Here is a 21,986-nt window from a genome sequence, read left to right on the forward strand (position 1 = left end):
CTTCTCATTCCGCCGCGACGCCCGAGGACGTGGCGGCGGCCTGCGCCAGTTGCCGCAGGGCAAAGCGCTTCAGTTTTCCGGTCTCGGTCTTCGGCAGTTGCGCGACGAACTCGATGGCGCGCGGATATTTATACGGCGCGATCTCGCGTTTGACATGCTCCTGCAGCTCGGCCACGAGCTGTGCATCTGGTGTCACGCCGGACGCCGCGACGACATAGGCCTTCACGATCATGCCGCGCGCCTCGTCCGGGGCGCCGACCACACCGCATTCGGCGACCGCCGGATGCGTGAGCAAGGCCGCCTCGACGTCGGTGCCCGCGATATTGTAGCCGGCCGACACGATCATGTCGTCGGAACGCGACTGGTACCAGAAATAGCCGTCGCTATCCATCAGATAGGTATCGCCGGTGATGTTCCAGCCGTTCTGGACATATTTGCGCTGGCGCTCGTCAGCAAGATAGCGGCAGCCGGTCGGCCCGCGCACCGCAAGCTTGCCCATCGTGCCCGGCGGCACGTCGCGGCCATCGTCGTCGACGATCTTGGCCTCATAGCCCGGAACGGGCTTGCCCGTCGCACCCGGACGAATTTCATCTTCTGTCGCGCTGATGAAGATGTGCAGCAGCTCGGTCGAGCCGATGCCGTCCATCAACTTGATGCCGGTAGCCTTGAGCCAGGCATCGAAGGTCGGCTTTGGCAACGTCTCGCCGGCGGAGACGCATTTGCGCAGCGAAGAGATGTCGCGGCCGGCAAGCTTGCCGATCATGGCGCGATACGCCGTGGGCGCGGTGAAACAGACGGTGGTCTTGTACTGCTCGATCGCCGTCAAAATGTCGTCCGGCGTCGTCTTCTCCAGCACGACAAAGGAGGCGCCGATATGCATCGGAAACAGCACGCCACCGAAGCCGAAGGTGAAGGCGAGCGGCGCCGAACCGACGAAACGGTCTTTCTGCTCGGCCCGCAAGATGTTGCGCGCATAGCCGTCGCAGACCGCGAGCATGTCGCGATGGAAATGCATGGTGCCCTTGGGATCGCCCGTCGTGCCGGACGTGAAGGCGATCAGGCAGACGTCATCAGAGGCGGTATCGGCAGCCTTGAACTCCGCGCTCGCATCGGCAATGAGCGCCTCGAGCGAGTCCGCCGCGCCATTGCCCCAATAGACAACCCGCTTCAGCTTAGGCGCCGCAGCTTTCGCTCTCTCCATCTCCTCGGCAAGCTTGCCGTCGCACAGTGCGAGCGAGATCTCCGCTTTCTGGATCGGGTACGACAGCTCCTTGGCGCGGAGCAGCGGCATGGTCGCCACCACGATGCCGCCGGCCTTGATCACTGCGAGATAGGTCGCGACCATCATCGGATTGTTGGCGGAGCGCAGCAGCACGCGGCCGCCGGTGACGAGACCAAGCTTGCCGACGAGCACATTGGCGATGCGGTTCACCAGAGCTTGCAACTCGCGATAGGTATAGCTGACGGAGGGGCTGATGACGCAGGGCGCATCGCCATGGCCCTGCTCGACCCAGCGGTCGAGGAAGTAGCTCACGCAATTCAATCGTGGCGGATAGTTCAGCTCAGGCCGCGTGAAGATGAATTCGGGCCACAGCTCGCGCGGCGGCAGATGCTGCTGCGCAAACTTATCGACATGGGCCGTCGCGGCGTTGCCGTCATGGGAGCCCGTCACTTGAACCTTGGCGGCGTTGGCCATCGCACGCTCCTTTCAGCATGGATTGCACCCGGCAGCACGATCTGGAAAACATTTTAGGCTTAAAACAATTTGGCGCAATAGCGGATTTTGGGCATCCGGTGCTTTTTCCTGCGGCAAAAGTGATTGGGCGGCCAGCCGGCCCCGCCCTTACGGCCGGCGGCGCGCGGCCGATTTCTGCGCCGACGCCTTGGTTTTGGCGAGCAGCCGCATCAATTCGCGCACGTCCTTCGGCGTGAGGTCGGCGAACAGATCGGCGATCCAGGTCTCGTGCTCCGCAGCCATGCGACGAAACTCGGCGCGACCGAGTTTCGTGAGGCGGATCACCTGGACACGGCGGTCGGTTTCCGAGGTACGACGATCGAGATGGCCGGATTCCACAAGGCGCTCGACGAGCCCGGTGACGTTACCGTTCGACACCATCATGCGCTTGGAGACATCGGACAGGGTCATGCCGTCGGGCGCCTTGTCGAGCTGTGCCATCAGATCGAAACGCGGCAGCGTGACGTCGAACCGCTGCCGCAGACGGCCGCGAACCTCGCCCTCGATCAATGTCGTGCAGGTCAGAAGGCGCAACCACAGCCGAAGCTCATCGGCGTGGTCTTCCGGCGTTTCGACGGCCTTGGTCTCGGAATCGAGCATCTCGGTGCAGTCACTCTCGGCGGGCATTGGCGCCGGCACGGATTCCCAACGTTTTGAGCTTCAAATAAATCGGAGCCGGCCGCAAGTCCAAAGCTGCAACAATCGACCGCATACGAATTTCTTTAGGCTTCAAGTAATTGGCGCGCCGCTTGCATGCGGCAGTTGGCGTGGCGCACCACGCAAGGTGCGCCGCTTCGGTTTGCTTGCCGCGGACGCCGTCATCAGACTAAGCTTGGATAAGACCAAGCTACAGCATTGGGCGTAAGCGTATTGGGGGAGAGACCATGAAGACGCAATTGACCTTGGCAGGACTGGCGCTGCTGCTCGGACTCGATCCCGCTCTCGCCCAGGAGAAGATCAAGCTGGGTGTGGTGGTGACCCTGTCGGGACCTGCCGCCGCACTGGGTCAGCAAGTTCGCGACGGCTTTGCACTTGCGGTGAAGGATCTCGGCAGCAAGATGGGCGGCCGCGATGTCGAGGTTGTCGTGGTCGACGATGAGCTCAAGCCGGATGCGGCCGTAACGAAGATCAAGGGGCTTCTGGAGCGCGACAAGGTCGACTTCGTGGTCGGCCCGATCTTCTCCAACATCCTGCAGGCGATCCACCGGCCCATCACGGAATCGAAGACCTTTCTGATCAGCCCCAATGCGGGCCCGTCGACCTTTGCCGGCAAGGACTGTAACCCGTTCTTCTATGTGACCTCGTACCAGAACGATCAGGTGCACGAGATCCTCGGCAAGGTCGCGCAGGATCGCGGCTACAAGCGGATGTACCTGATGGTGCCGAACTATCAGGCCGGCAAGGATTCGGTAGCGGGCTTCAAGCTCGACTACAAGGGGGAGATCGTCGAAGAATCCTACATGCCGCTGAACACGCTGGACTTCCAGCCGGAGTTGTCCAAGATCTCCTCGCAGAAGCCCGATGCGTTGTTCACCTTCATGCCGGGCGGCCTCGGCGTCAATCTCGTCAAGCAATACCGGCAGGCCGGCCTCGCCGACAGCATTCCGGTGCTCTCGGCCTTCACGGTGGATGAATCGACCCTGCCGGCGCAGCAGGATGCGGCCGTCGGCATGTTCGGTGGCGCAAACTGGGCGCCCAACCTCGACAATCCCCAGAACAAGAAGTTCGTCGCCGCCTACGAGGCCGCTTACAACATCGTGCCCGGCACCTACGCCTTCCAGGCCTACGACGCTGCGATGTTGATCGACAGTGCGGTCAAGGCCGTGAAGGGCGACCTCTCGAACAAGGATGCCGTGGGAGCCGCACTGAAGAAGGCGGATTTCACCTCGCTGCGCGGTGCCTTCAAGTTCAACACCAACGGCTATCCGATCCAGGACTTTTACCTGACCAAGGTCGCCAAGCGTCCGGACGGCAAGTTCCAGACGGAGATCGTGCAGAAGGTTTTTGAGAATTACGGCGACCGCTATGCCAAAGACTGCAAGGCTGCGAACTGAGCCGAGCGTCGCGTTAAGGGAGGACTTCAATGAGCAGCGAAATCACCGGCATCACGCGGGCCAATGAGGGCATTCAGGGGATTTCTTGGAACATCCTCGGCCAGACCTACGTGCCGAAGAGCAAGACCGAGCATAGTTTCTCATGGCATGCGACCTTGCCGCCCGGCACGTTCGTGCCGCCGCACATCCATCCCGACCAGGATGAGTATCTCTATATGCTGGAGGGCAAGCTCGATTTCGTGCTGGGCAATTCGGAGGCGCAGGCAACCGCCGGCGACCTGATCCGGCTCGGCATGGGCGTGCCGCACGGCATCTTCAACAAGTCGGAGCAGACCGCAAAAGTGCTGTTCTGGGTCTCACCGACCAAAAAACTGTTCGACCTGTTCTGGGGCCTTCACAACATGAAGGAACAGAAGCCGGAGGACGTGGTGGCAATGGCGGCCGAGTTCAACATCCACTTCCTGCCGCCGCCTCCCGGCGCCGGCTAGCGGCGCGCCTCAGGCGCGCACCGCCGCGAGCCCCGGCACGGCGGCGAAGCCTGCCTTGGTGGCATAGCCGCGCACGATGGCCTCGCGCTGGGAGTAGCTCAGCACGTTGTCGACGTTGTCGAAGCCATCAGGCGCGAGCTGCTCTACGGCGTCGATGACGCCCTCGGGGCCGCCGCGCCGGTTGGAACGCACGATATCGGCCGTCATCGGCAGGCGCTTCTTCTCGTATTCGAGCAACGCCTGGCGCGGATGCTCGGCGCGCACCAGCGCGTCGGCAAGGCAGCGCGCGTCGAGGATCGCCTGCGAGGCGCCATTGGAGCCGACCGGATACATAGGATGCGCGGCATCCCCCAGCAGCGTCACGCGTCCGGACGACCAGTACGGCAAGGGATCGCGGTCGCAGGTCGGATATTCGTAGAATTCAGGCGTCGCCGAGATCAGGCTCTTCACGTCGATGTAAGGCACCGAGAAGCGCGCGACGTGCGGCATCAGCTCTTCGCGTCGGCCAGGACGCGACCAGTCCTCTTTCCGAGGTGGCGGCACATTACCCTCGCCTACCTTCACCAGCACGGCCCAATTGGTGAGGCGGCTCGCCGGGCTCGATCCTTCCGCAATCGGATAGATCACCACCTTGGCGTTGAGGCCGCCGGCCACGATCATCGATTTGCCGGTGAGGAATAGCGGCCAGTCGCGCGCGCCGCGCCACAGCATCAGGCCGTTCCAGCACGGCGGGCCTTCGTTCGGGAACAACGTGTCGCGGACGCGGGAATGGATGCCGTCGGCGCCGATCAGGATGTCGCCGCGGGCGGTGTGGACATGCGCGCCGGCACGATCGAAGAAGTAAGCGGTGACGCCGCCCTCGTCCTGCGTGAAGGCGCCGAGCCGGCAGCCGGTGTGAATGGCGTCCGCTCCAAGCCGCTCCTCGACGGCACGATGGATGACGCTCTGGAGACGGCCACGATGGATCGAGAATTGCGGCACGTCGTGGCCGGCGTCGATGCCGCGGGCTTCGCGCCAGACCTCCTGGCCGTGGCGATTGAGATAATAGAGCTGATCCGTACGGATCGCGACGTCGTCGAGCTTCTGAAGCAAGCCCAATCCGGCGAGCTCCCGCATGGCATGCGGCAGCGTGTTGATGCCGACCCCGAGCTCCCGAATGGTGTCGGCTTGCTCGAAGATCTCACAGTCGAGGCCGCGCGAGCGCAGCATCAATGCCGTGGTGAGACCACCAATGCCGCCACCGACGATAATCGCCTTCATCGCCCTTACTCCACTCGAAACACAGGCAATGGGTTAACGTCGCACGGGCGGTCACTCCGCCGCAAGCGGCTTTGTCGCCTCCGCCTTGAGCTCGGCCCGGGTCTTGGGCTTAGCCTTAATTCGCAGCTCGTCCAGGTCCTGCCGGTCGCGCACGCTGTTACGGAAAACCTGATCCTTTCCGGGCATATATTGCGGCGGGCAGAACGCGTTCTCTGCCCCGTACCAGGCCGCAGCTTTCATGGTGAAGAACGGATCGACCAGATACGGCCGTCCGAGCGCGACGAGGTCGGCTCGGCCTGCGGCCAGGATGGTGTTGGCCTGGTCCGCTGTCGTGATGTTGCCGACGCACATCGTGGCCACGCGCGCCTCGTTGCGGACCTGATCCGAGAACGGCGTCTGAAACATACGGCCGTAGACCGGCTGCGCATCCCGCACGGTCTGGCCGGTCGAGACGTCGACGAGATCGACACCCGCCTCGGCAAAGGCGCGCGCGATGGCAACGGCGTCGTCGCCATTGATGCCACCTTCCGCCCAATCGGTCGCGGAGATACGCACCGACATCGGCTTGTGCGATGGCCAGACCGCGCGGAGCGCTTCGAAGATCTCAAGCGGGAACCGCAGACGGTTTTCGAGCGAGCCGCCGTACGCGTCGGTCCGGGTGTTGGTCAGGGGTGAGATGAAGCTCGCGAGCAGATAGCCGTGGGCGCAGTGCAGCTCCAGCATGTCGAAGCCGCAGCGCTCGCCACGCTCAGCCGCCGCGACGAAGGCGTCCCTCACCTCGTTCATGCCGGCGCGGCCGAGTTCGCGCGGCACTTGGCTGTCGGGGAAATAGGGCAGCGGGGAAGCCGAGACCACGTCCCAACCGCCTTCGTCCAGCGGACGATCCATGCCGTCCCACATCAGCTTGGTCGCACCCTTGCGGCCGGCGTGGCCGAGTTGCAGGCAGATCTTGGCAGCCGAATTGCCGTGGACGAAATCCACGATGCGCCGCCAGGCGGTCTCCTGCTCGTCGTTCCACAGGCCGGCGCAGCCGGGCGTGATGCGGGCCTCGCGGCTGACACAGGTCATCTCCGTGAAGATCAGGCCGGCACCGCCGATCGCACGCGAGCCGTAGTGCACGAGGTGAAAATCGGTCGGCACACCCTCCTTGGCCGAATACATGCACATCGGCGACATCACGGCGCGATTGGCGATCTCCATCTCACGCAGCCGGAACGGCTGGAACAGCGGCACCGTCGGCTTTTGGGTATCGACATCGAAGCCGCTGTCGCGGACCTGCTTTGCAAAGGACTTTTCGACTTCGGCCACGAAATCCGGCGCCCGAAGCTTGAGATTATCGTAGGTGATCGCCTTCGAGCGCGTCATCACGCCGAAGGCAAACTGCACGGGATCGAAATCCCAGAAGCGGTCGACATGCTCGAACCAGACCAGGGAGACGTCGGCGGCGTGCTGGGTCTTCTCGACCTCCTCGCGGCGGCCGTGCTCGTAGACATCGAGCGCCGCCTTGATGCTGGGAGCCTTCTCCATCGCTTCCGCCAAGGCGATGGCGTCTTCCATCGCGAGCTTGGTGCCGGAGCCGATCGAAAAATGCGCGCTCGCCTTGGCATCGCCGAGCAGCACCATGTTGTCCTTGACCCAGCGCCTGCTGCGGATCATCGGGAAATTGCGCCACATCGAGCGATTGGTGAGCAGCTTGTGCCCATCGAGAAACCAGCCAAAAATCTCGGCCATGCGCGCGGCGGACTGGGTCTCGTCCAGCCCGGTCAGGCCGGCCCGCTCGAAGGTCTCAGGATCGGTCTCAAAAATCCAGGTCGAGTGTCCGACCTCATATTGATAGGCGTGGGCGATGAACGGGCCCCACTCGGTCTCCTGGAAGATGAAGGTGAAGGCGTCGAGCGGTCTGGTCGAGCCCATCCAGGCAAACTTGTTGGAGCGGACGTCGACCTCCGGCTGGAAATGATCGAGGTATTTCTCGCGAAACCGGCTGTTGATGCCGTCGGCGATCAGGACGAGATCGGCATCGGCGAAGCGGGAATCGTCGTCGACGTCCGCCTCGAAGTGCAGGGCGACGCCGAGCTCGCGGGCTCGGTCCTGCAAGATTAGAAGCAGCTTACGCCGCGAGCAGCCGCAAAAGCCGTTGCCGCCGACCCGGTGCACGGTGCCGCGGAAATGCACGGCGATATCGTCCCAGTACGCGAACTCCTGGGTGATGCGGCGATAGCTCGGCAGATCGTGCTTTTCGAAATTGTCCAGCGTGGCATCGGAGAACACCACACCGAAGCCGAACGTGTCGTCGGCCCGGTTGCGCTCATACACGGTGATGTCGGCGCCCGGGCGCTGCTTTTTGAGCAGGATCGCAGCGTAGAGACCCGCAGGTCCACCACCGATGATCGCGACTTTCATGGGAGCCTCGCCAATTCAACCGGCCACGAAAACTATTTTAAGCCTAAAATAATTTCGCGCAAGTCCCCGTTGCAGGCGAGGCCAGACGAAAAGCCGGCTTAATCGCCCCTGAAGACCGGCTTGACCTTGTTGGCGAAGGCCTCGAAGGCGCGCTCGAAATCAGCCGTGGTCATGCACAGGGCCTGGGCAACAGCCTCCGCTTCGATCGCCTCCTCCACCGACATAGCCCATTCCATGGCCAGCATCCGCTTGGTCATGGTGTTGGCGAAGGTCGGCCCTTCCGCAATCTGCTTGGCCAGCAGCTGCGCCTGAGGCAGCATCTGCTCGGGGGTGACGATACGGCTGAAAAAGCCCCAGCGCTCGCCCTCCTCCGCGGTCATGAAGCGGCCGGTGTAGAGCAGCTCGGAGGCGCGGGACTGTCCGATGATCCGCGGCAGGATCGCACAGGCGCCCATGTCGCAACCGGCCAAGCCGACCTTGTTGAACAGGAACGCGACCTTGGCGCCGCTCGCCACGAGGCGCATGTCCGAGGCCATGGCCACGATCGCCCCGGCGCCGGCACAGATGCCCTCGACGGCGGCCACGATCGGCTGCGGGCAGGCCCGCATCGCCTTGACGAGGTCGCCGGTCATGCGCGTGAAAGCGGTCAGCCCCTTGGTATCCATCTTCACCAGCGGGCCGATGATCTCGAATACATCCCCGCCGGACGAGAAATTACCACCGGCGCCGGTGACGACGATGGACTTGACCTCGTCGTCAAACGCGCAGGCGCGGAAGAAATCGGTCAATTCCCGATAGCTCTCGAATGTCAGCGGATTCTTCCGTTCGGGCCGATTGAGCGTGACCGTCGCAACGCCGTCGACTACGGCCAAAAGGAAGTGCTGCGGCGAGTAATCCGCGAGCGGCACGGTGACGGGATTGGCTGGTCTGCTCATGCGATCTCCTCAGGTGTTTGTTCGCGCGCTAGATTTCGCCGCCTGCAACTGCGATCGCCTGCCCGGTGATCGCGCCCGCGCCCTTGCCGCACAGCCAAAGCACGGCGTCCGCCACCTCTTGAGGCGCGATCAGCCGTCCTTGCGGATTGTGCTTGGCAAGCTCGGCGATCGCCTGCTCGCGGCTCCGTCCCGTCTTCTTCATGATGTTGTCGATGCTGCCGGCGACGAGATCCGTGTCGGTGAACCCTGGGCACACCGCATTCACGGTCACGTTGCTGCCCGCCAGCTCTAGGGCAAGTGAACGAACCAGACCAACGGCTGCGTGCTTAGCCGCCGTATACGCGCTGACATAGGCATAGCCTTTGAGCCCCGCCGTCGACGCAATCACGACGATGCGGCCATAGGGACGATCCTTCATCCCCGGCAGCACGCCGTGGATCGCACGGACCACGCCCATGAAATTGATGTCCATCATGCGTGCGAACAGGGCGCTGTCCGATTTCACGAATGGCGCGGATTCGGCACTGCCGGCATTGGCGATCAGGATATCGATCGGCTTGCGCGCGTGCGCCTCGGCGATGGCGGCTTGCAGGGTGGTCTCGTTCGCGACGTCGGCGACAGCCGCAAAATGTGCAGCGCCTGCATTGACGGCGTCGTCGAGGACCGCGGCGTTCCGGCCGACGATCGTCACGGTGGCGCCGGCGCCGACGAGAGCCGCCGCGATGGCGCGGCCGATGCCGCGACCGCCACCGGTCACCAGCGCGTGCGGCGAGTGCGGCAATCCGGACATGCGCGGGCTCCCTCGGATCTTGGTGATCGTTCCTCCGATATATTTTAACCTTCAAACTTTTGCAATGAATGCCGCCTTCCGCTCGCGAACGCCACGACACGAAGGCGGCCCGAAAATTGCTTTAAGTATAAAATTATCGCTTCCCATCCCCGAAAGGCCTGTTAGCATCGAAGCCTAAGCAAAAGGATGTCGCGTGTCGCAGCCTGTGCCGATGATAACAAAGGACGGACGTTTCGCCTATGAAGCCGCCGGCGACCCGGGTGCCATCCCTCTGATCTTCCTGCATGGCATCGGCGGCGCGGCACGCGCCTGGCGGCGGCAGCTTGCCACCTTCGGCAGCCGCTTCCGCGCAATCGCGTGGGACATGCCGGGCTATGGCGGATCGGCCCCGCTGGCCAGCGTCAGCATCACTGCCCTGGCGGAGGCGCTCCAGCAATTCATCGAGCAACTCGGTGCAACCAGACCCATTCTCGTCGGTCACTCCATCGGCGGCATGATCGTCCAGAAATGGCTGGCGCAATCCCCGAAATTGGCACGCGCGGTTGTGCTGGCGCAGACCAGCCCCGCTTTCGGCAAGGCCGATGGCGACTGGCAGAAATCGTTCATCGCAGCGCGGCTCGGCCCGCTCGACCGCGGCGAGACGATGACCTCGCTGGCGCCTTCGTTGGTGAAGGAACTCGTCGGCGATGATCCGGATCCCCGTGGGATGGAGCTTGCGCGCGAGTGCATGGCAAGCGTGCCGGAGGCAAGCTATCGCGCCATGATGCTCGCTCTTATGGGCTTTGACGAGCGCAGCGCGCTGAAGGATATCTCGGTTCCGACATTGTTGCTGTCAGGATCCAGAGACAACAACGCGCCCGCGCCGATGATGGCAAAGACGGCAACCTACATCCCGGGGGCCGAATATGTCGAGCTCGACGGCGTCGGCCATCTCGCCAATCTCGAGCGTCCTGATGCCTTCGACGAGGCGCTCGGCCGCTTCCTGAATTCCGTCACGACCAAATCGTAAGGTGACTGCGCGATGACCATGCAAGTCAGCAAGACGATCGGCACGACCGGAAAGGTCGCGCTGGACGCCCCGATCTTCGATCCCGTGGCTTTCCGCCTCAGCGACGAGCAGGCCGGCATCATTGCCCGCGCAAGAGAGATCGGGCAGACCGTGTTTGCCGATCGCGCCGCCACCTACGATCGCGAGGCAATCTTTCCGTCAGAGAACTATCGCGATTTGCACCGCGTCGGCCTGCTCGGCATTGCCGTTCCCAAGAAGCATGGCGGACTCGGCGCAAACTACCAGACTTACGCGCTCGCAGCCGCCGAGATCGGCCGCTATTGCGGCGCGACCGCACTGACCTGGAACATGCACGTCTGCTCGACCCTCTGGTCGGGCCCACTCGCCGACGATCTCGACATGGATGCGGACACTCGCGCTGAGCACGAACGACGGCGCGCGATCCATTACAAGCGCATCGTCGAGGATGGAGCGATCTATTCGCAACCTTTCTCGGAAGGCGGCGCGGCGGCTGCGGGCGGCGTCGCGTTCGGCACCGAGGCGAGGCCAATCGCGGGCGGCTGGATCGTCAACGGCAAGAAGATTTTTGCGTCTCTCTCGGGCCACGCCGACTATTACGGCGTGCTCTGCACCGAGATTGAGGAAGGTGAGAAGGCGTCTCGCCGCAACACGCTTTACCTCGCGATATCGGCCAAATCGGAGGGCGTCTCGGTCGTCGGCGACTGGGATCCGCTCGGCATGCGCGGGACGGTTTCTCGCACGCTGCTGTTCAAGGATGTGTTCGTCCCGGAGGATTCCGCGCTGATGCCGCGCGGCGTCTACTTCCAGGCCGCGATGCGCTGGCCGCACATGTTTCTGACTCTGTCGCCAACCTATATGGGCTTGGCGCAAGCCGCCTATGATTTCACCGTGCGTTATCTGCGCGGCGAGGTGCCGGGCATGCCGCCGGTCAAGCGCCGGATGTATCCGACCAAGCAGATCGCGGTCGCGCAGATGCAGATCAAGCTCGAGCAGATCAAGGCGATCTGGTTCCAGGCCGTCACCGAGGCCTGCGCCAATCCGAGCAAAGAACAGGTGTTGCGGGCCTATGCCGCGCAATATTCGGTGATGGAGGGCGCCAATGAGCTCGCCGCGCTCGCGATCCGAACCTGCGGCGGCCAGGCCATGCTCCGCTCGCTGCCGCTCGAGCGGATCTATCGCGACAGCCGCTGCGGCTCGCTGATGCTGCCCTGGACCGCCGAGCTCTGCCTCGACCGGATCGGGCGCGAGGCGCTGTACGAGGCCGGCGAGACGGACGACTGACGGTGGATCTCTGCAGTCTGATCGATCGCAACGCGGCGTTTTCGCCAGGCAAGACGGCCATTGCCTTCGAGGGCGAACGGCTGAGCTATGCGGCGTTCGCCGCGCGCATCGAGCGGACCGCAACGGCGTTGAAGCAGGAACTCGGCGTCGGCCGCGGCGACCGCGTCGCGATCCTCAGTCTGAATCGGCCGGATTATCTGGTTCTGCTCTACGCCTGCGCGCGGCTGGGGGCGATGCTGGTGCCGCTGAACTGGCGGCTCGCCGTCGCGGAGCAAGTCTTCATTCTCACCGACGCCGGCGCCAAGGTGCTGGTGCTCGAACGCGCCTTCGAGGGCGTGCTCTCCGAGCTTGCGCCGGGGACGTCGGTTGTCGGCCTCGACTTTGCGCCGCCTCGCGGCACGACGTTTGAAGGACTGCTGACGCGCAGTGACGGCACCAGCCGAAACCCGCACACGGATCTCTCATGTCCTCTGCTGATCGTCTACACGTCGGGGACGACCGGACGACCGAAGGGCGCGGTGCTGCGCCAGGAGGCGCTGTTCTGGAACGGCGTCATGAGCCAGCACATGCACAACATGACGTCGGACGATCATGTGCTGACCGTGCTGCCGTTCTTCCACGTCGGCGGTCTCAACATCCAGACCACGCCCGCGCTGCAGCTGGGCGCGACCGTTACGGTGCACGCGCGCTTCACGCCGGATACCGCGCTTGCGGCCATCGAACAGGAGCGGCCGACACTCACGGTGATGGTGCCCGCGATCATCCAGGCCGTCAGCGAGCATCCGGCTTGGACGGCCGCGGATCTCTCCTCCCTCAAGGCCGTCGCCACCGGGTCGACCATTGTCCCACCGCACCTGATCGAGCGCTTCGTCGCACGAGATGTCCCAGTGCTCCAGGTCTACGGATCGACAGAGACCTGCCCGATCGCCATCTACACGCGGCTCGGCGGCGATCTGTCGCGTCCGGGATCGACCGGCCTTGCCGGCCTGTGCTGCGAAGCCAGGGTGGTCGATCATTCCGGCAGCGAGGTGCCCGCGGGCACACCGGGCGAGATCGCGGTGCGTGGCCCCAACGTGTTCTTCGAATATTGGGGCAACGAGACCGCCACGCGCGACGCATTGCACGACGGCTGGTATCGCACCGGCGATATCGGCCTGTGCGATGCCGACGGCCATTTCTGGGTGCGCGACCGCAAGAAGAACATGATCATTTCGGGCGGAGAAAACGTCTACCCGGCCGAGGTCGAGCGCGTCCTGCTCGAACACCCCGATGTCAGCGAATGCGCCGTGATCGGACGGCCCGATCCGCGCTGGGACGAGGTCCCCGTTGCTTATGTGATCCGCAAATCCGGCTGCCGGCTCGACGCGGATGAGCTCAGAACGCACGTCCAGGCGCAGCTCGCCCGTTACAAGGTGCCGCGCGACATCGTTTTCGTCACCGACCTGCCGCGGACGGCGCTGGGCAAGGTCCAGCATTTCCTGCTGAAGCAACTCGATGCGCAGTCACGCGCGCAAGGAGAAGCATCTTGAAGATCGCAGTTCTGGGTGGGGGAAACGGCTCCTTCGCGGCCGCGGGCGATTTTGCGCTGTCCGGGCATGAGGTGCGGCTTTGGCGCCGCGATGCCGCACGGGTCGCGGCACATCGTGCGGCCGGCTCGGGCATCCTGGTGAAGGATCACAACGGCCGCCACGACGTGAAGCTCGCGCTGGTCACGAACGATATGGCCGAGGCCGTCGACGGCAGCGAGCTGATCGTGTGTCCGGCTCCTGCCTTCGCGCAAGCGGATATCGCTCACCTGCTCGCCCCGCATCTGCGGGATGGTCAGGTCGTCTTCTTGCCGCCGGCGACATTCGGCTCGATGATCTTCGCCCAGGCGGCGCGGGATGCGGGCAACCATGCAAAGGCAAGCTTTGCCGAAACCGGTACCCTGCCCTGGCTGACCCGCAAGCACGGACCGTTCGAGGTCGCCATCACCATCCGCGCCAAGCGGCTGCCGGTCGGCGTGTTCCCGCTCGACCAGGCGCCGCAGGCGCTCGAAGTGATCGGGCGGGCTTTCCCCGATGCGATCGAGCCGTGCGGAGACGCGTTGTCCGGCGCACTGATGAATGCCGGCCCGATCATCCATCCGCCGCTGATCGTGATGAATGCCGGCCCGATCGAGCATTTCGAGCGCTGGGACATCCACAAGGAAGGCACGCAAGCGGCGATCCGGCGGGTCACGGACGCGCTCGATGCCGAGCGGATCGCCGTGCGCGAAGCGCTCGGCTATGGCGCGCCGCATTTTCCGCTCGCTCATCATTACGCCAGGGAGGGCGAGATCTGGATGTACGGCCGCGGCTCGCATGACCGGCTGACCGATTCCGGCGATTGGCGCGAACGGATCGTGTTGACCGAGCACCGCTATATGCGGGAGGATTTGCGTCTTGGCCTGTCTCTGCTGGTATCCGTCGCTGGCCTGGCTGGCGTGGCCACCCCCTTGGCCAAGGCGTTTTTATCGATCGGCGGCGCAGTCTGCAGCGAGGATTTTGCGCGAGGTGGCCGGACCCTCGAGACGCTGGGGCTCGACAATCTCGGCAAAGCTGAATTGCAGACGCTGCTTCGCAATGGATTCTGACCGATGACCCATCGCGCCAATATCGCTTGTCTCGGCGCTGGCCGCATGGGCCGCGGCATCGCCGTCGCGTTCGCCTATGCCGGTCACAGGATCACGATGATCGACGTCAAGGCTCGCTCCACGGAGGACTTTGCCAAGTTGGAAGCGGACGCGCTCGGCGAGGTCAGGAAGACATTCGCCAGCCTGTCGAAGCTGGGGCTGCTGACCGACGCAGATGTCGATCCGCTGTTCGCGCGGGTGACGGTGGTGCCAGCGAGCGAGAGCGGCGCAGCATTGGCAGAAGCCGGCATGGTCTTCGAAGGGGTTCCCGAAGCCGTCGAACTCAAGCGCGAGGTGCTGGGGGCGGCTTCGAAGCAGGTCAGCCCTGACGCGATCATCGCATCGACGACGTCGACCATCCTCGTCGACGATCTCTCCGGCGCGATCGTGAACCCCCGCCGCTTCCTCAACGTGCACTGGCTCAATCCGGCCTATCTGATCCCGCTTGTCGAGGTTTCGCCCGGGAATGCCACCGATCCCGCCATCGTCGACGAGGTCAAGGCTCTGCTCGAAGGCATCGGCAAGGTGCCGGTGGTCTGCGCCGCGACGCCCGGCTTCATCGTTCCGCGCATCCAGGCGCTGGCGATGAACGAGGCCGCACGCATGGTCGAGGAAGGTGTCGCCAGCGCGGAGGAGATCGACAAGGCAATCCGCTACGGCTTCGGCTTCCGCTACGCCGTGCTCGGCCTGCTCGAATTCATCGACTGGGGCGGCGGCGACATCCTCTATTACGCAAGCCGCTATCTCGAAGGCGCACTCGGCAGCGACCGCTATCGCGCGCCGGACGTCATTTCACGCAACATGCATGAGGGACGGATCGGCCTGCGCACGGGCTCGGGCTTTCTCGATTATTCCGGGATGGACGTCGATGCCTACCGCGTTAAGCGGCTCCAGGCCATGGTCGACCTGCTCCGCCACTTCGAGCTGGCCCGCCCGCCGGTGCTTGACCGCAACTAGCCGAAGACATCCTGGAGCACGCCCTCCCGGACCACGGCAACGCCATCGAGCTCGATCGTCGTTCCCATCATCGGCAGATCGAAATGCCCCGCCGTGTAGCGGCCGGCGAATTCGTTCGCGCCGGTCGAGAACAGGAAATTGCCGGAGACTGCACGGATCTCCGTCCCGTTGGTGTCGCGCTGGTCGTACATCGACAGCGCTTCGTAGCGCGCGCCAGGGTTCATGCCGAAGCCGACATGCGAGACCGCATAGGCCTCGCGGTCGCCCCAGGCGGCAAGGTAGGCGCGCATCATCGCGGCATCCGTCCCCTCGCCTTCCAGCTCGACGACATAGTCGTCCTTCAACGTCATCTTCACTGCCGACGCCAGATAGCGCTTGAACGTGAGATTGATGTCGCCTGGCGCCATCACCAGCGTGCCGTTGATGGTCCCACTCTTGGGAAAGCTGACGACAATGCCGCCGGGCCAATGTGCCAGCGTACCGGGCTTGTTGGTCCAGCCCCATACGCCGACGGTGGAGGCGCCGACCATATCGACGTCGAGCGCTGTGCCGGCCTTCGAGGTCACGCGCATCCGCTTGGTCCCCCGCAGCATCTTCGCCGCCGCACGAACCCGCTTCTCGAGCGTCGAATCCGGCACCATCCGTTCCAGCGCCTCGGGATGCTCGTTGGAGATCACCAGGATGCGCGCGCCGGCCTTCAGGATCTCCGGCGTTTCCACCGCATGCATCAGTCCTTCGATGGTGCAATCGACCACGAAGCCCGCCTGCTGCAGCGCACTGATGACCGGACCGAGCTTCTGGATCGCCTCGCTGGCGCCGGTGGAACGAACAGGGACGATATTCCGGTTACGCGGCGTCGGCATCACCACGTGGAACGGCCGCGCGCCCATGCGCAGCAGTGCGAGCTCCGCCAGATGCACATTCAGCGCACGCGACTGGGTCTCTGAGAGAATTGCAGCGGTATCGCCAGCCCTAACGGCGCATCGTTCGAAAATCTCGCAAAATGCGTCGATCCATTTTGCCTCGATGCGATCTGCCAGCATGGCTCACTCCCGGTCTTGTTTCTTTTTCGGTCGGATCACGCTTCTGGGAAGCCGCGCAAGAGGTACGACCGCAGCGCGCCCAGCAGGGCGTTCAGGATCAATCCCAACAGCGAGATCGTGATCAGCGGCACGAACATGTCGACGGCCTGAAAAGTTCGGGCCGCAGTCACGAGCGCGTGTCCCAATCCGTCCGTCGACGTGATCATCTCGGCCAAGAACACCACGATGCACGAAATGACAAGTCCGATCCGGCATCCGGTCAAGATCGATGGCATCGCCGCCGGCAGTACGACCTTGAACAGGATTCCGGTACGCCGCGTCCCCGCCGCCATGGCCGACCAGATCAATTTCTGCTCGACGGTCGACGCACCGTAATAGGTCGAAAGCAGAATGGGAAAGAGCGCGTCCGCGGTCACCAAGCTGATCTTCGACCCATGGCCAAATCCAAGCAAGAGCAGGAGTGCCGGATAGAGCGCGACCTTGGGCAATGGGGCCAGGACGCGTACGATCGGCCGGACCACGGAATTGATCGCGGGACTGGCGGCGGCCGCAATGCCGAGACTGACGCCGAGCACGACCGCGATCGCAAAGCCGGCAAACAGCCGAATGAGGGTTGCCACAATCTCCTGCTGGAACGTCCACGTCGCGAGCTGCTGGAGCAACCGGCCGAAGACGAAGCCCGGCGGCGGCAACAAGACCGCCGGCGCAAAGCCGAATGACACCAGCCCTTGCCAAAGGGCGACGATCAGGACGATCGGGGCGATTCCAAGGAGGATGTTAGGGGACAAAAAGCGTGCCATCACGAGAAGCTCAGCGGCAAGTCGAACTGAGGCTCGGACCAACGCACAAGCCGGGCCCGAACCTTCTCGAAAATCGCATCGAAACAGATGCCCATTGCGCCCACAATGATGATCATCGCGAACACGGTGTCGTATTGCCCCATGTCGAGTGCATTGAACAGGATGTTGCCGGCGCCGGACTGACGGGCGATCATCTCGCTGGTGATCATCGTGATCAGCGCCAGCACAAGTCCCGTACGGCAGCCGGTGAGGATCTCCGGCAGCGCCGCGGGCAGCACGATCCGCACCAGGCGCCGCGCCGGTGACAGCCCCATCGCGGCACCTGACCACAGCATCTTCTCTTCGACCGCCTTGGCGCCCTCAAAACTGTGATAGATCACGGGAAGGCTGACGCCGAGAAAGATCACCAATGTCTTGGTGATGTCACCGACGCCCAGCCACAGCATGATGATCGGCATCAAGGCGGCCTTCGGCACGGGGTAAATCACCATCAGGAGCGGATTGAAGAAGGCCGCAACGCTTCGGCTGCGTCCCATCAGCAGGCCCAGCGGAATCGAAACCAGCACGGCCACGCCAAATCCGAACGCCATGCGGCGAAGCGAAGCCAGGATGTTGATCAGGGATTCCCTGTCACCGAGAATATCCGGAATGGCCCGGATCGCCTCGATGGCCGTCGGAAAACTGTCGTTCTTCAGCGCGAGCGAGGCCACCTGCCACACCGCGAGCAGCCCGATGCAGGCCAGCACCGGAGCGGCGCGTCTGGTGAAAGCGGCCGGCGACATCATGAGGCAGGCCCGATTTCATCGCTTTCATCGAACATGCGCTCGATATCGACGACATATTTCTGATAGCGCGGGTCGAGCAGCAGCTCGCTGCGGCGGCGCGGCCGCGGCAGATCGATGTCGATGACCTCGCGGATGCGGCCGGGAGATTTCGACATCATCACGACCTTGTCGGACAGGAAGACCGCTTCGTCGACCGAATGGGTAACGAACAGCACCGTCTTGCGGTCGCGTTCCCAGATGTTGAGAAGGTCGTTCTGCAGGCGCGTCCTTGTGTGCGCGTCAAGCGCTCCGAACGGCTCATCCATCAGCAGGACTTCGGGATGATAGGCAAGCGTCCGCGCCAGCGCCACGCGCTGCTTCATGCCACCCGACAGCTCCTTAGGATAGAAGTTTTCGTAACCCTTGAGGCCGACCATCTCGATCAACGCTCGGCTCTGTGCCTCAGCCTCGGTGGCGCGAACGCCCTGCTGGCGCGGGCCATACATGACGTTGCCGAGCACGGTCTTCCAGGGAAACAGCGCAAACTCCTGGAACACCGGGCCACGATCCGGACCGGGGCTTGTGATCGCCTGTCCCTTCATCTTCGCCGCGCCGCGGGTCGGGTTGACAAAGCCGCCGACGATATAAAGCAGGGTCGACTTGCCGCAGCCCGACGGACCAAGGATGGAGACGAAAGCGCCCTCCTCAATCCTCAGCGAGATATCCGAAAGCGCAACGTGGTCTTTGCGCGCCGAGGTCTGAAAGACCTGCGAGACGCAGTCGATCTCGATGATTGCAGATGCCGGCCTTTCCGATGTCACCGGGCTCACCCGTTCGCTTGATCTCGCCAGCACTGCCGTCATTCCGTCGCCCGCCTTACCGTGAGACACGAGCTTAGCAAGAAACCTGCCAGAGCGGCGGCCGTTTTCGCACCCGTGCGGCGCGTCATTCGAACCACGGCCATTCTGCGGGACCTTCGTGCGTCACGGCTCCGGCTGGCGCCTGCCCAACCAGCCGCGCATATTTTGCAAGAGCGCCTGCGCGGTGACGCGGCGGACGCGGCTTCCAGTCGCGTCGCCGTGCGGCGAGTTCCTGCTCATCGAGCAGGACATCCATCCGCCGGTTTGCGGCATCGATCCGGATCCTGTCCCCATCGCGAACGAGCGCCAGCGGCCCGCCGACAAAGGCTTCGGGAGCCACGTAGCCGATGCACATGCCACGGGTGGCGCCGGAGAATCGGCCATCAGTGATCAGCGCCACCTTTTCGCCCATGCCCTGCCCGTAGATCAGCGCGGTGACGCCGAGCATCTCACGCATGCCGGGACCGCCGACCGGCCCCTCGTTTCGGATCACGAGAACCTCACCCGCCGCGTATGTGCGATCCCGAACCGCTTTGACGCAGGCCTCCTCATCCTCGAACACGCGCGCCACGCCTTCGAAGAACTGGCTCTTCAGGCCGGCAACCTTGATCACTGCGCCGTCCGGACAGAGATTACCCTTCAGCACTGCCACGCCGCCATCGGGCATGATCGGGGCACGGGACGCGTAAACCACCTCGCCGTCCGGCGCGTTCGCCGCGCCGTATTCTTCGGCAAGCGTACGCCCTGTGATGGTGATGCAGCTACCATCGATGTGTCCGCTCTGGATCAGTTCGCGGATCACCACGGCGGCGCCGCCGATGTCATAGACATCCTTTGCCGTGTATTTGCCCCCGGGGCGCAGGTTTCCGATCAGCGGCGTCCTGGCAAAGACCTCACCGACGTCATCGATGGTGAAGGCAATACCGGCCTCGTTCGCGATCGCCGGCAGATGCAGCGCGGCGTTGGTCGAGCCGCCCGTCGCCGCGACGATCGCCGCGCCATTCTCGAGCGACTTCCGCGTCACGATGTCACGCGGCAAAGGCCCGCCGCGCTCCAGCATCTGCATGATGAGGCGCCCTGCCCGCCGCGAGATCTGCGCACGCTCGGCATAGGCGCCCGGCACCATCGAGACGTTGGGAATGGTCAGCCCCATCGCTTCCGAGACCATGCCCATGGTGTTCGCGGTGAACTGGCCGGCGCACGCGCCGATCGTCGGCAGGCAGGCCCGCTCGATCCGCTCGAGCGTGGCGCTGTCGATCTCGCCGGTCATGAAGCTGCCGACGGCTTCATAGGAGTCGAGCACCGTCAGCGTACGCCCATCCACGCGCCCCGGCAGCGCGCTGCCGCCGTAGATGAAGATGGACGGCACGTTGCAGCGAACCATGCCCATCATGACGCCGGGAAGCGTCTTGTCGCATCCGCCGTATCCGATCAGCGCATCATAGGCCAGACCATGGACGACAGCTTCGATGGAGTCGGCGATCAGTTCGCGCGAAAACAGCGAGAACTTCATGCCCTCGTGGTTCATGCTGATGCCGTCAGAGACCGACACGGTCGAGAACTCGCGCGGCGTGCCACCGGCTTCCTCGATGCCGGTTTTCGCCGCCGCAACCTGGAAGTCGTGGGTCATGTTGCAGGGCGTCTGCTCGCCCTTCATGCTGACGACGCCCACCATCGGCTTGGCAATCGCAGCGTCGTCGAGCCCCATGGCGCGCATAAAGGCCCGATGCGGCGCCCGGTCGAGGCCGTCTGTCGTCACCCGTGATCGCAACTTCTTCATGCGCGCAACTTCTTCGTGCCTCACGACCTTCTTATTCAGATGGTTCGCCCGCCTACTCCAGCGGAGCGACGATCGTCGGATGCTTGAACTGCGCGACATCCAGTTTCGGCAGCATTCCGGTCTCCGCGTAGATATCCAGCATCTTCTGGATCGCTGGGAAATTCGGCGCCGCGCCTGGATCACGGCCGAAATCATTGTCCTTGAGCAGGTACGTCTCGAGCACGGGAATAGGCGCCTTCAGCACCTCATTGACGACCTTGAGGGTCTCTTCGCGGTTCGCCAGTGCCTTCTTCATGCCCGAGGTGATATCGCGGACATAGGCCTTGACCACTTCAGGGTTCTTGTCGACGAAATCGGCGCGGCAGGCTTCCAGGATGTGCACGATGTTCGGCATGGCCTCCGACAGTGAGAACAGCTTCCTCGTGCCACCCTTCGCTTCCGCCCGTGCGGCAAACGGCTGGTTCATGTTGACGGCATCGACGCGGCCCTGTCGCAGCGCATCCTCGGAGACCGCGAAACCGACCTCGACCAGCTTGATGTCCTTGGCGGGATCGACGCCATTCTGCTTCAGGAGCAGATTGAACGGACCTTGCGTGCCGCCGCCGATCACGGAAATGCCGACCGTCTTGCCCTTGAGGTCGGCGATTGTCTTGATGGGCGAGTCATCCTTGACGGCCCAATAGACCGAGAACCCACCAGGCTTCTCGAACACGTGCTGCGCGACGATGTAGGCTTTGAGATTGCCGCCCACCACACCGTTGGAGAGCGACAGTGGCGCCTGCGTCGCGCAGTCCAGCGCGCCGGCGGCCAGGGCCTGCGTCATCGGCGCGGTGCCCTGGAATTGGGTCCATTCGATGTTGTAGGCCTTGCCGAGATTGGGAAATTCGGCCGGGCGGCGCATCATCCAGTACTTGGATTCCTCGGCCGGAATCGTCCAGCCGACGCGGATCGTCTGCTGCGCCCATAATGGGCTTGCCCCCGCACTCACGGCGGCCGCTGTCCCCAAAGCCAGGATCCACTTCGAAACGGTTCGCATCGTGCCCACTCCGCTGCTCCGGCGCCGACGGGCGCCACCCAACCCGATCACCTCAAATGTTTCATGGTTCAAACATTCAGGCAAGCCATGCGAACCAAGCGGTTTTGCCGTCCGATG

The 21,986-nt window shown here is 63.7% G+C and carries 19 protein-coding genes; 7 read left to right on the top strand and 12 right to left on the bottom strand.

The window, feature by feature from the left end:
• Nucleotides 1–4: 4 nt before the first annotated feature.
• Both ML401_RS25385 and ML401_RS25390 read right to left on the bottom strand, forming a co-directional pair.
• A complete protein-coding gene (locus tag ML401_RS25385; RefSeq protein ID WP_285807347.1) occupies nt 5–1,696 on the bottom strand; it encodes a benzoate-CoA ligase family protein in 1,692 nt (563 codons plus the stop codon).
• Nucleotides 1,697–1,843: 147 nt separating this feature from the next.
• Complete coding sequence (locus ML401_RS25390) at nt 1,844–2,362, bottom strand: MarR family winged helix-turn-helix transcriptional regulator (RefSeq protein ID WP_194403457.1); 519 nt, start codon at nt 2,360–2,362, stop codon at nt 1,844–1,846.
• A 257-nt stretch (nt 2,363–2,619) separates the two neighbouring features.
• Here ML401_RS25390 and ML401_RS25395 point away from each other — a divergent pair, with 257 nt between their 5' ends.
• A complete protein-coding gene (locus ML401_RS25395; protein ID WP_194403458.1) occupies nt 2,620–3,789 on the top strand; it encodes an ABC transporter substrate-binding protein in 1,170 nt (389 codons plus the stop codon).
• A gap of 29 nt (nt 3,790–3,818) precedes the next feature.
• The gene (locus ML401_RS25400) at nt 3,819–4,277 is read left to right on the top strand and encodes a cupin domain-containing protein (protein ID WP_194403459.1); all 459 of its coding nucleotides are present in this window, start codon (nt 3,819–3,821) and stop codon (nt 4,275–4,277) included.
• A gap of 9 nt (nt 4,278–4,286) precedes the next feature.
• Here the strand turns inward: ML401_RS25400 and ML401_RS25405 are convergent, their stop codons facing one another.
• The 4 genes from ML401_RS25405 to ML401_RS25420 all read right to left on the bottom strand — a co-directional run bounded on the left by ML401_RS25405 (nt 4,287) and on the right by ML401_RS25420 (nt 9,665).
• The gene (locus ML401_RS25405) at nt 4,287–5,537 is read right to left on the bottom strand and encodes a flavin-dependent oxidoreductase (protein ID WP_285807348.1); all 1,251 of its coding nucleotides are present in this window, start codon (nt 5,535–5,537) and stop codon (nt 4,287–4,289) included.
• A gap of 51 nt (nt 5,538–5,588) precedes the next feature.
• Nucleotides 5,589–7,940: a bifunctional salicylyl-CoA 5-hydroxylase/oxidoreductase gene (locus ML401_RS25410; RefSeq protein ID WP_285807349.1), complete on the bottom strand. Its 2,352-nt coding sequence runs from the start codon at nt 7,938–7,940 to the stop codon at nt 5,589–5,591.
• Nucleotides 7,941–8,038: 98 nt separating this feature from the next.
• Nucleotides 8,039–8,875 (bottom strand): enoyl-CoA hydratase family protein, encoded by an 837-nt coding sequence (locus ML401_RS25415; RefSeq protein WP_212069349.1) that lies wholly within the window; start codon nt 8,873–8,875, stop codon nt 8,039–8,041.
• Between the two features lie 28 nt (nt 8,876–8,903).
• On the bottom strand, nt 8,904–9,665 hold the full coding sequence (locus tag ML401_RS25420; RefSeq protein WP_285807350.1) for an SDR family NAD(P)-dependent oxidoreductase: 762 nt from the start codon (nt 9,663–9,665) through the stop codon (nt 8,904–8,906).
• A 193-nt stretch (nt 9,666–9,858) separates the two neighbouring features.
• On the opposite strand from ML401_RS25420, the gene ML401_RS25425 reads away from it, so the two are divergent.
• Genes ML401_RS25425 through ML401_RS25445 form a run of 5 tightly spaced genes read left to right on the top strand, consistent with a single transcriptional unit; the run spans nt 9,859 to nt 15,586 of the window.
• Nucleotides 9,859–10,674: an alpha/beta fold hydrolase gene (locus ML401_RS25425; RefSeq protein ID WP_285807351.1), complete on the top strand. Its 816-nt coding sequence runs from the start codon at nt 9,859–9,861 to the stop codon at nt 10,672–10,674.
• 12 nt (nt 10,675–10,686) lie between these two features.
• A complete protein-coding gene (locus tag ML401_RS25430; RefSeq protein ID WP_285807352.1) occupies nt 10,687–11,976 on the top strand; it encodes an acyl-CoA dehydrogenase family protein in 1,290 nt (429 codons plus the stop codon).
• 2 nt (nt 11,977–11,978) lie between these two features.
• Nucleotides 11,979–13,505 (top strand): class I adenylate-forming enzyme family protein, encoded by a 1,527-nt coding sequence (locus tag ML401_RS25435; RefSeq protein ID WP_285807353.1) that lies wholly within the window; start codon nt 11,979–11,981, stop codon nt 13,503–13,505.
• The gene (locus ML401_RS25440) at nt 13,502–14,590 is read left to right on the top strand and encodes an NAD/NADP-dependent octopine/nopaline dehydrogenase family protein (protein ID WP_285807354.1); all 1,089 of its coding nucleotides are present in this window, start codon (nt 13,502–13,504) and stop codon (nt 14,588–14,590) included. Before ML401_RS25435 ends, ML401_RS25440 begins: the two co-directional genes overlap by 4 nt.
• A 3-nt stretch (nt 14,591–14,593) precedes the next feature.
• Nucleotides 14,594–15,586, top strand: a complete 993-nt coding sequence (locus tag ML401_RS25445) for a 3-hydroxybutyryl-CoA dehydrogenase (RefSeq protein ID WP_285807355.1) — start codon at nt 14,594–14,596, stop codon at nt 15,584–15,586.
• Here the strand turns inward: ML401_RS25445 and ML401_RS25450 are convergent.
• From ML401_RS25450 to ML401_RS25475, 6 genes are all read right to left on the bottom strand, one after another.
• The gene (locus tag ML401_RS25450) at nt 15,583–16,629 is read right to left on the bottom strand and encodes a peptidase M29 (RefSeq protein ID WP_285807356.1); all 1,047 of its coding nucleotides are present in this window, start codon (nt 16,627–16,629) and stop codon (nt 15,583–15,585) included. The genes ML401_RS25445 and ML401_RS25450 overlap by 4 nt on opposite strands.
• A 35-nt stretch (nt 16,630–16,664) precedes the next feature.
• Complete coding sequence (locus tag ML401_RS25455) at nt 16,665–17,429, bottom strand: ABC transporter permease (protein ID WP_285807357.1); 765 nt, start codon at nt 17,427–17,429, stop codon at nt 16,665–16,667.
• Nucleotides 17,429–18,214, bottom strand: coding sequence for an ABC transporter permease (locus ML401_RS25460; protein ID WP_285807358.1), 786 nt, complete (start codon nt 18,212–18,214; stop codon nt 17,429–17,431). The genes ML401_RS25455 and ML401_RS25460 overlap by 1 nt, the downstream gene beginning before the upstream one ends.
• Nucleotides 18,211–19,056 (bottom strand): ABC transporter ATP-binding protein, encoded by an 846-nt coding sequence (locus ML401_RS25465; RefSeq protein ID WP_285807359.1) that lies wholly within the window; start codon nt 19,054–19,056, stop codon nt 18,211–18,213. The genes ML401_RS25460 and ML401_RS25465 overlap by 4 nt, the downstream gene beginning before the upstream one ends.
• Nucleotides 19,057–19,138: 82 nt before the next feature.
• Nucleotides 19,139–20,833: a dihydroxy-acid dehydratase gene (gene ilvD, locus ML401_RS25470; protein ID WP_285807360.1), complete on the bottom strand. Its 1,695-nt coding sequence runs from the start codon at nt 20,831–20,833 to the stop codon at nt 19,139–19,141.
• A gap of 52 nt (nt 20,834–20,885) precedes the next feature.
• Complete coding sequence (locus ML401_RS25475; RefSeq protein WP_211419894.1) at nt 20,886–21,869, bottom strand: ABC transporter substrate-binding protein; 984 nt, start codon at nt 21,867–21,869, stop codon at nt 20,886–20,888.
• Nucleotides 21,870–21,986 lie beyond the last annotated feature (117 nt).

The sequence above is a fragment of the Bradyrhizobium sp. 62B genome (assembly GCF_030272265.2).
GTDB lineage: Bacteria > Pseudomonadota > Alphaproteobacteria > Rhizobiales > Xanthobacteraceae > Bradyrhizobium.

Coding starts and splice junctions, on each gene's coding strand:
- ML401_RS25385 (WP_285807347.1), bottom strand. CDS start 1,696: ATGGCCAACGCCGCCAAGGTTCAAGTGACGGGCTCCCATGACGGCAAC.
- ML401_RS25390 (WP_194403457.1), bottom strand. CDS start 2,362: ATGCCCGCCGAGAGTGACTGCACCGAGATGCTCGATTCCGAGACCAAG.
- ML401_RS25395 (WP_194403458.1), top strand. CDS start 2,620: ATGAAGACGCAATTGACCTTGGCAGGACTGGCGCTGCTGCTCGGACTC.
- ML401_RS25400 (WP_194403459.1), top strand. CDS start 3,819: ATGAGCAGCGAAATCACCGGCATCACGCGGGCCAATGAGGGCATTCAG.
- ML401_RS25405 (WP_285807348.1), bottom strand. CDS start 5,537: ATGAAGGCGATTATCGTCGGTGGCGGCATTGGTGGTCTCACCACGGCA.
- ML401_RS25410 (WP_285807349.1), bottom strand. CDS start 7,940: ATGAAAGTCGCGATCATCGGTGGTGGACCTGCGGGTCTCTACGCTGCG.
- ML401_RS25415 (WP_212069349.1), bottom strand. CDS start 8,875: ATGAGCAGACCAGCCAATCCCGTCACCGTGCCGCTCGCGGATTACTCG.
- ML401_RS25420 (WP_285807350.1), bottom strand. CDS start 9,665: ATGTCCGGATTGCCGCACTCGCCGCACGCGCTGGTGACCGGTGGCGGT.
- ML401_RS25430 (WP_285807352.1), top strand. CDS start 10,687: ATGACCATGCAAGTCAGCAAGACGATCGGCACGACCGGAAAGGTCGCG.
- ML401_RS25445 (WP_285807355.1), top strand. CDS start 14,594: ATGACCCATCGCGCCAATATCGCTTGTCTCGGCGCTGGCCGCATGGGC.
- ML401_RS25450 (WP_285807356.1), bottom strand. CDS start 16,629: ATGCTGGCAGATCGCATCGAGGCAAAATGGATCGACGCATTTTGCGAG.
- ML401_RS25455 (WP_285807357.1), bottom strand. CDS start 17,429: ATGGCACGCTTTTTGTCCCCTAACATCCTCCTTGGAATCGCCCCGATC.
- ML401_RS25460 (WP_285807358.1), bottom strand. CDS start 18,214: ATGATGTCGCCGGCCGCTTTCACCAGACGCGCCGCTCCGGTGCTGGCC.
- ML401_RS25465 (WP_285807359.1), bottom strand. CDS start 19,056: ATGACGGCAGTGCTGGCGAGATCAAGCGAACGGGTGAGCCCGGTGACA.
- ilvD (WP_285807360.1), bottom strand. CDS start 20,833: ATGAAGAAGTTGCGATCACGGGTGACGACAGACGGCCTCGACCGGGCG.
- ML401_RS25475 (WP_211419894.1), bottom strand. CDS start 21,869: ATGCGAACCGTTTCGAAGTGGATCCTGGCTTTGGGGACAGCGGCCGCC.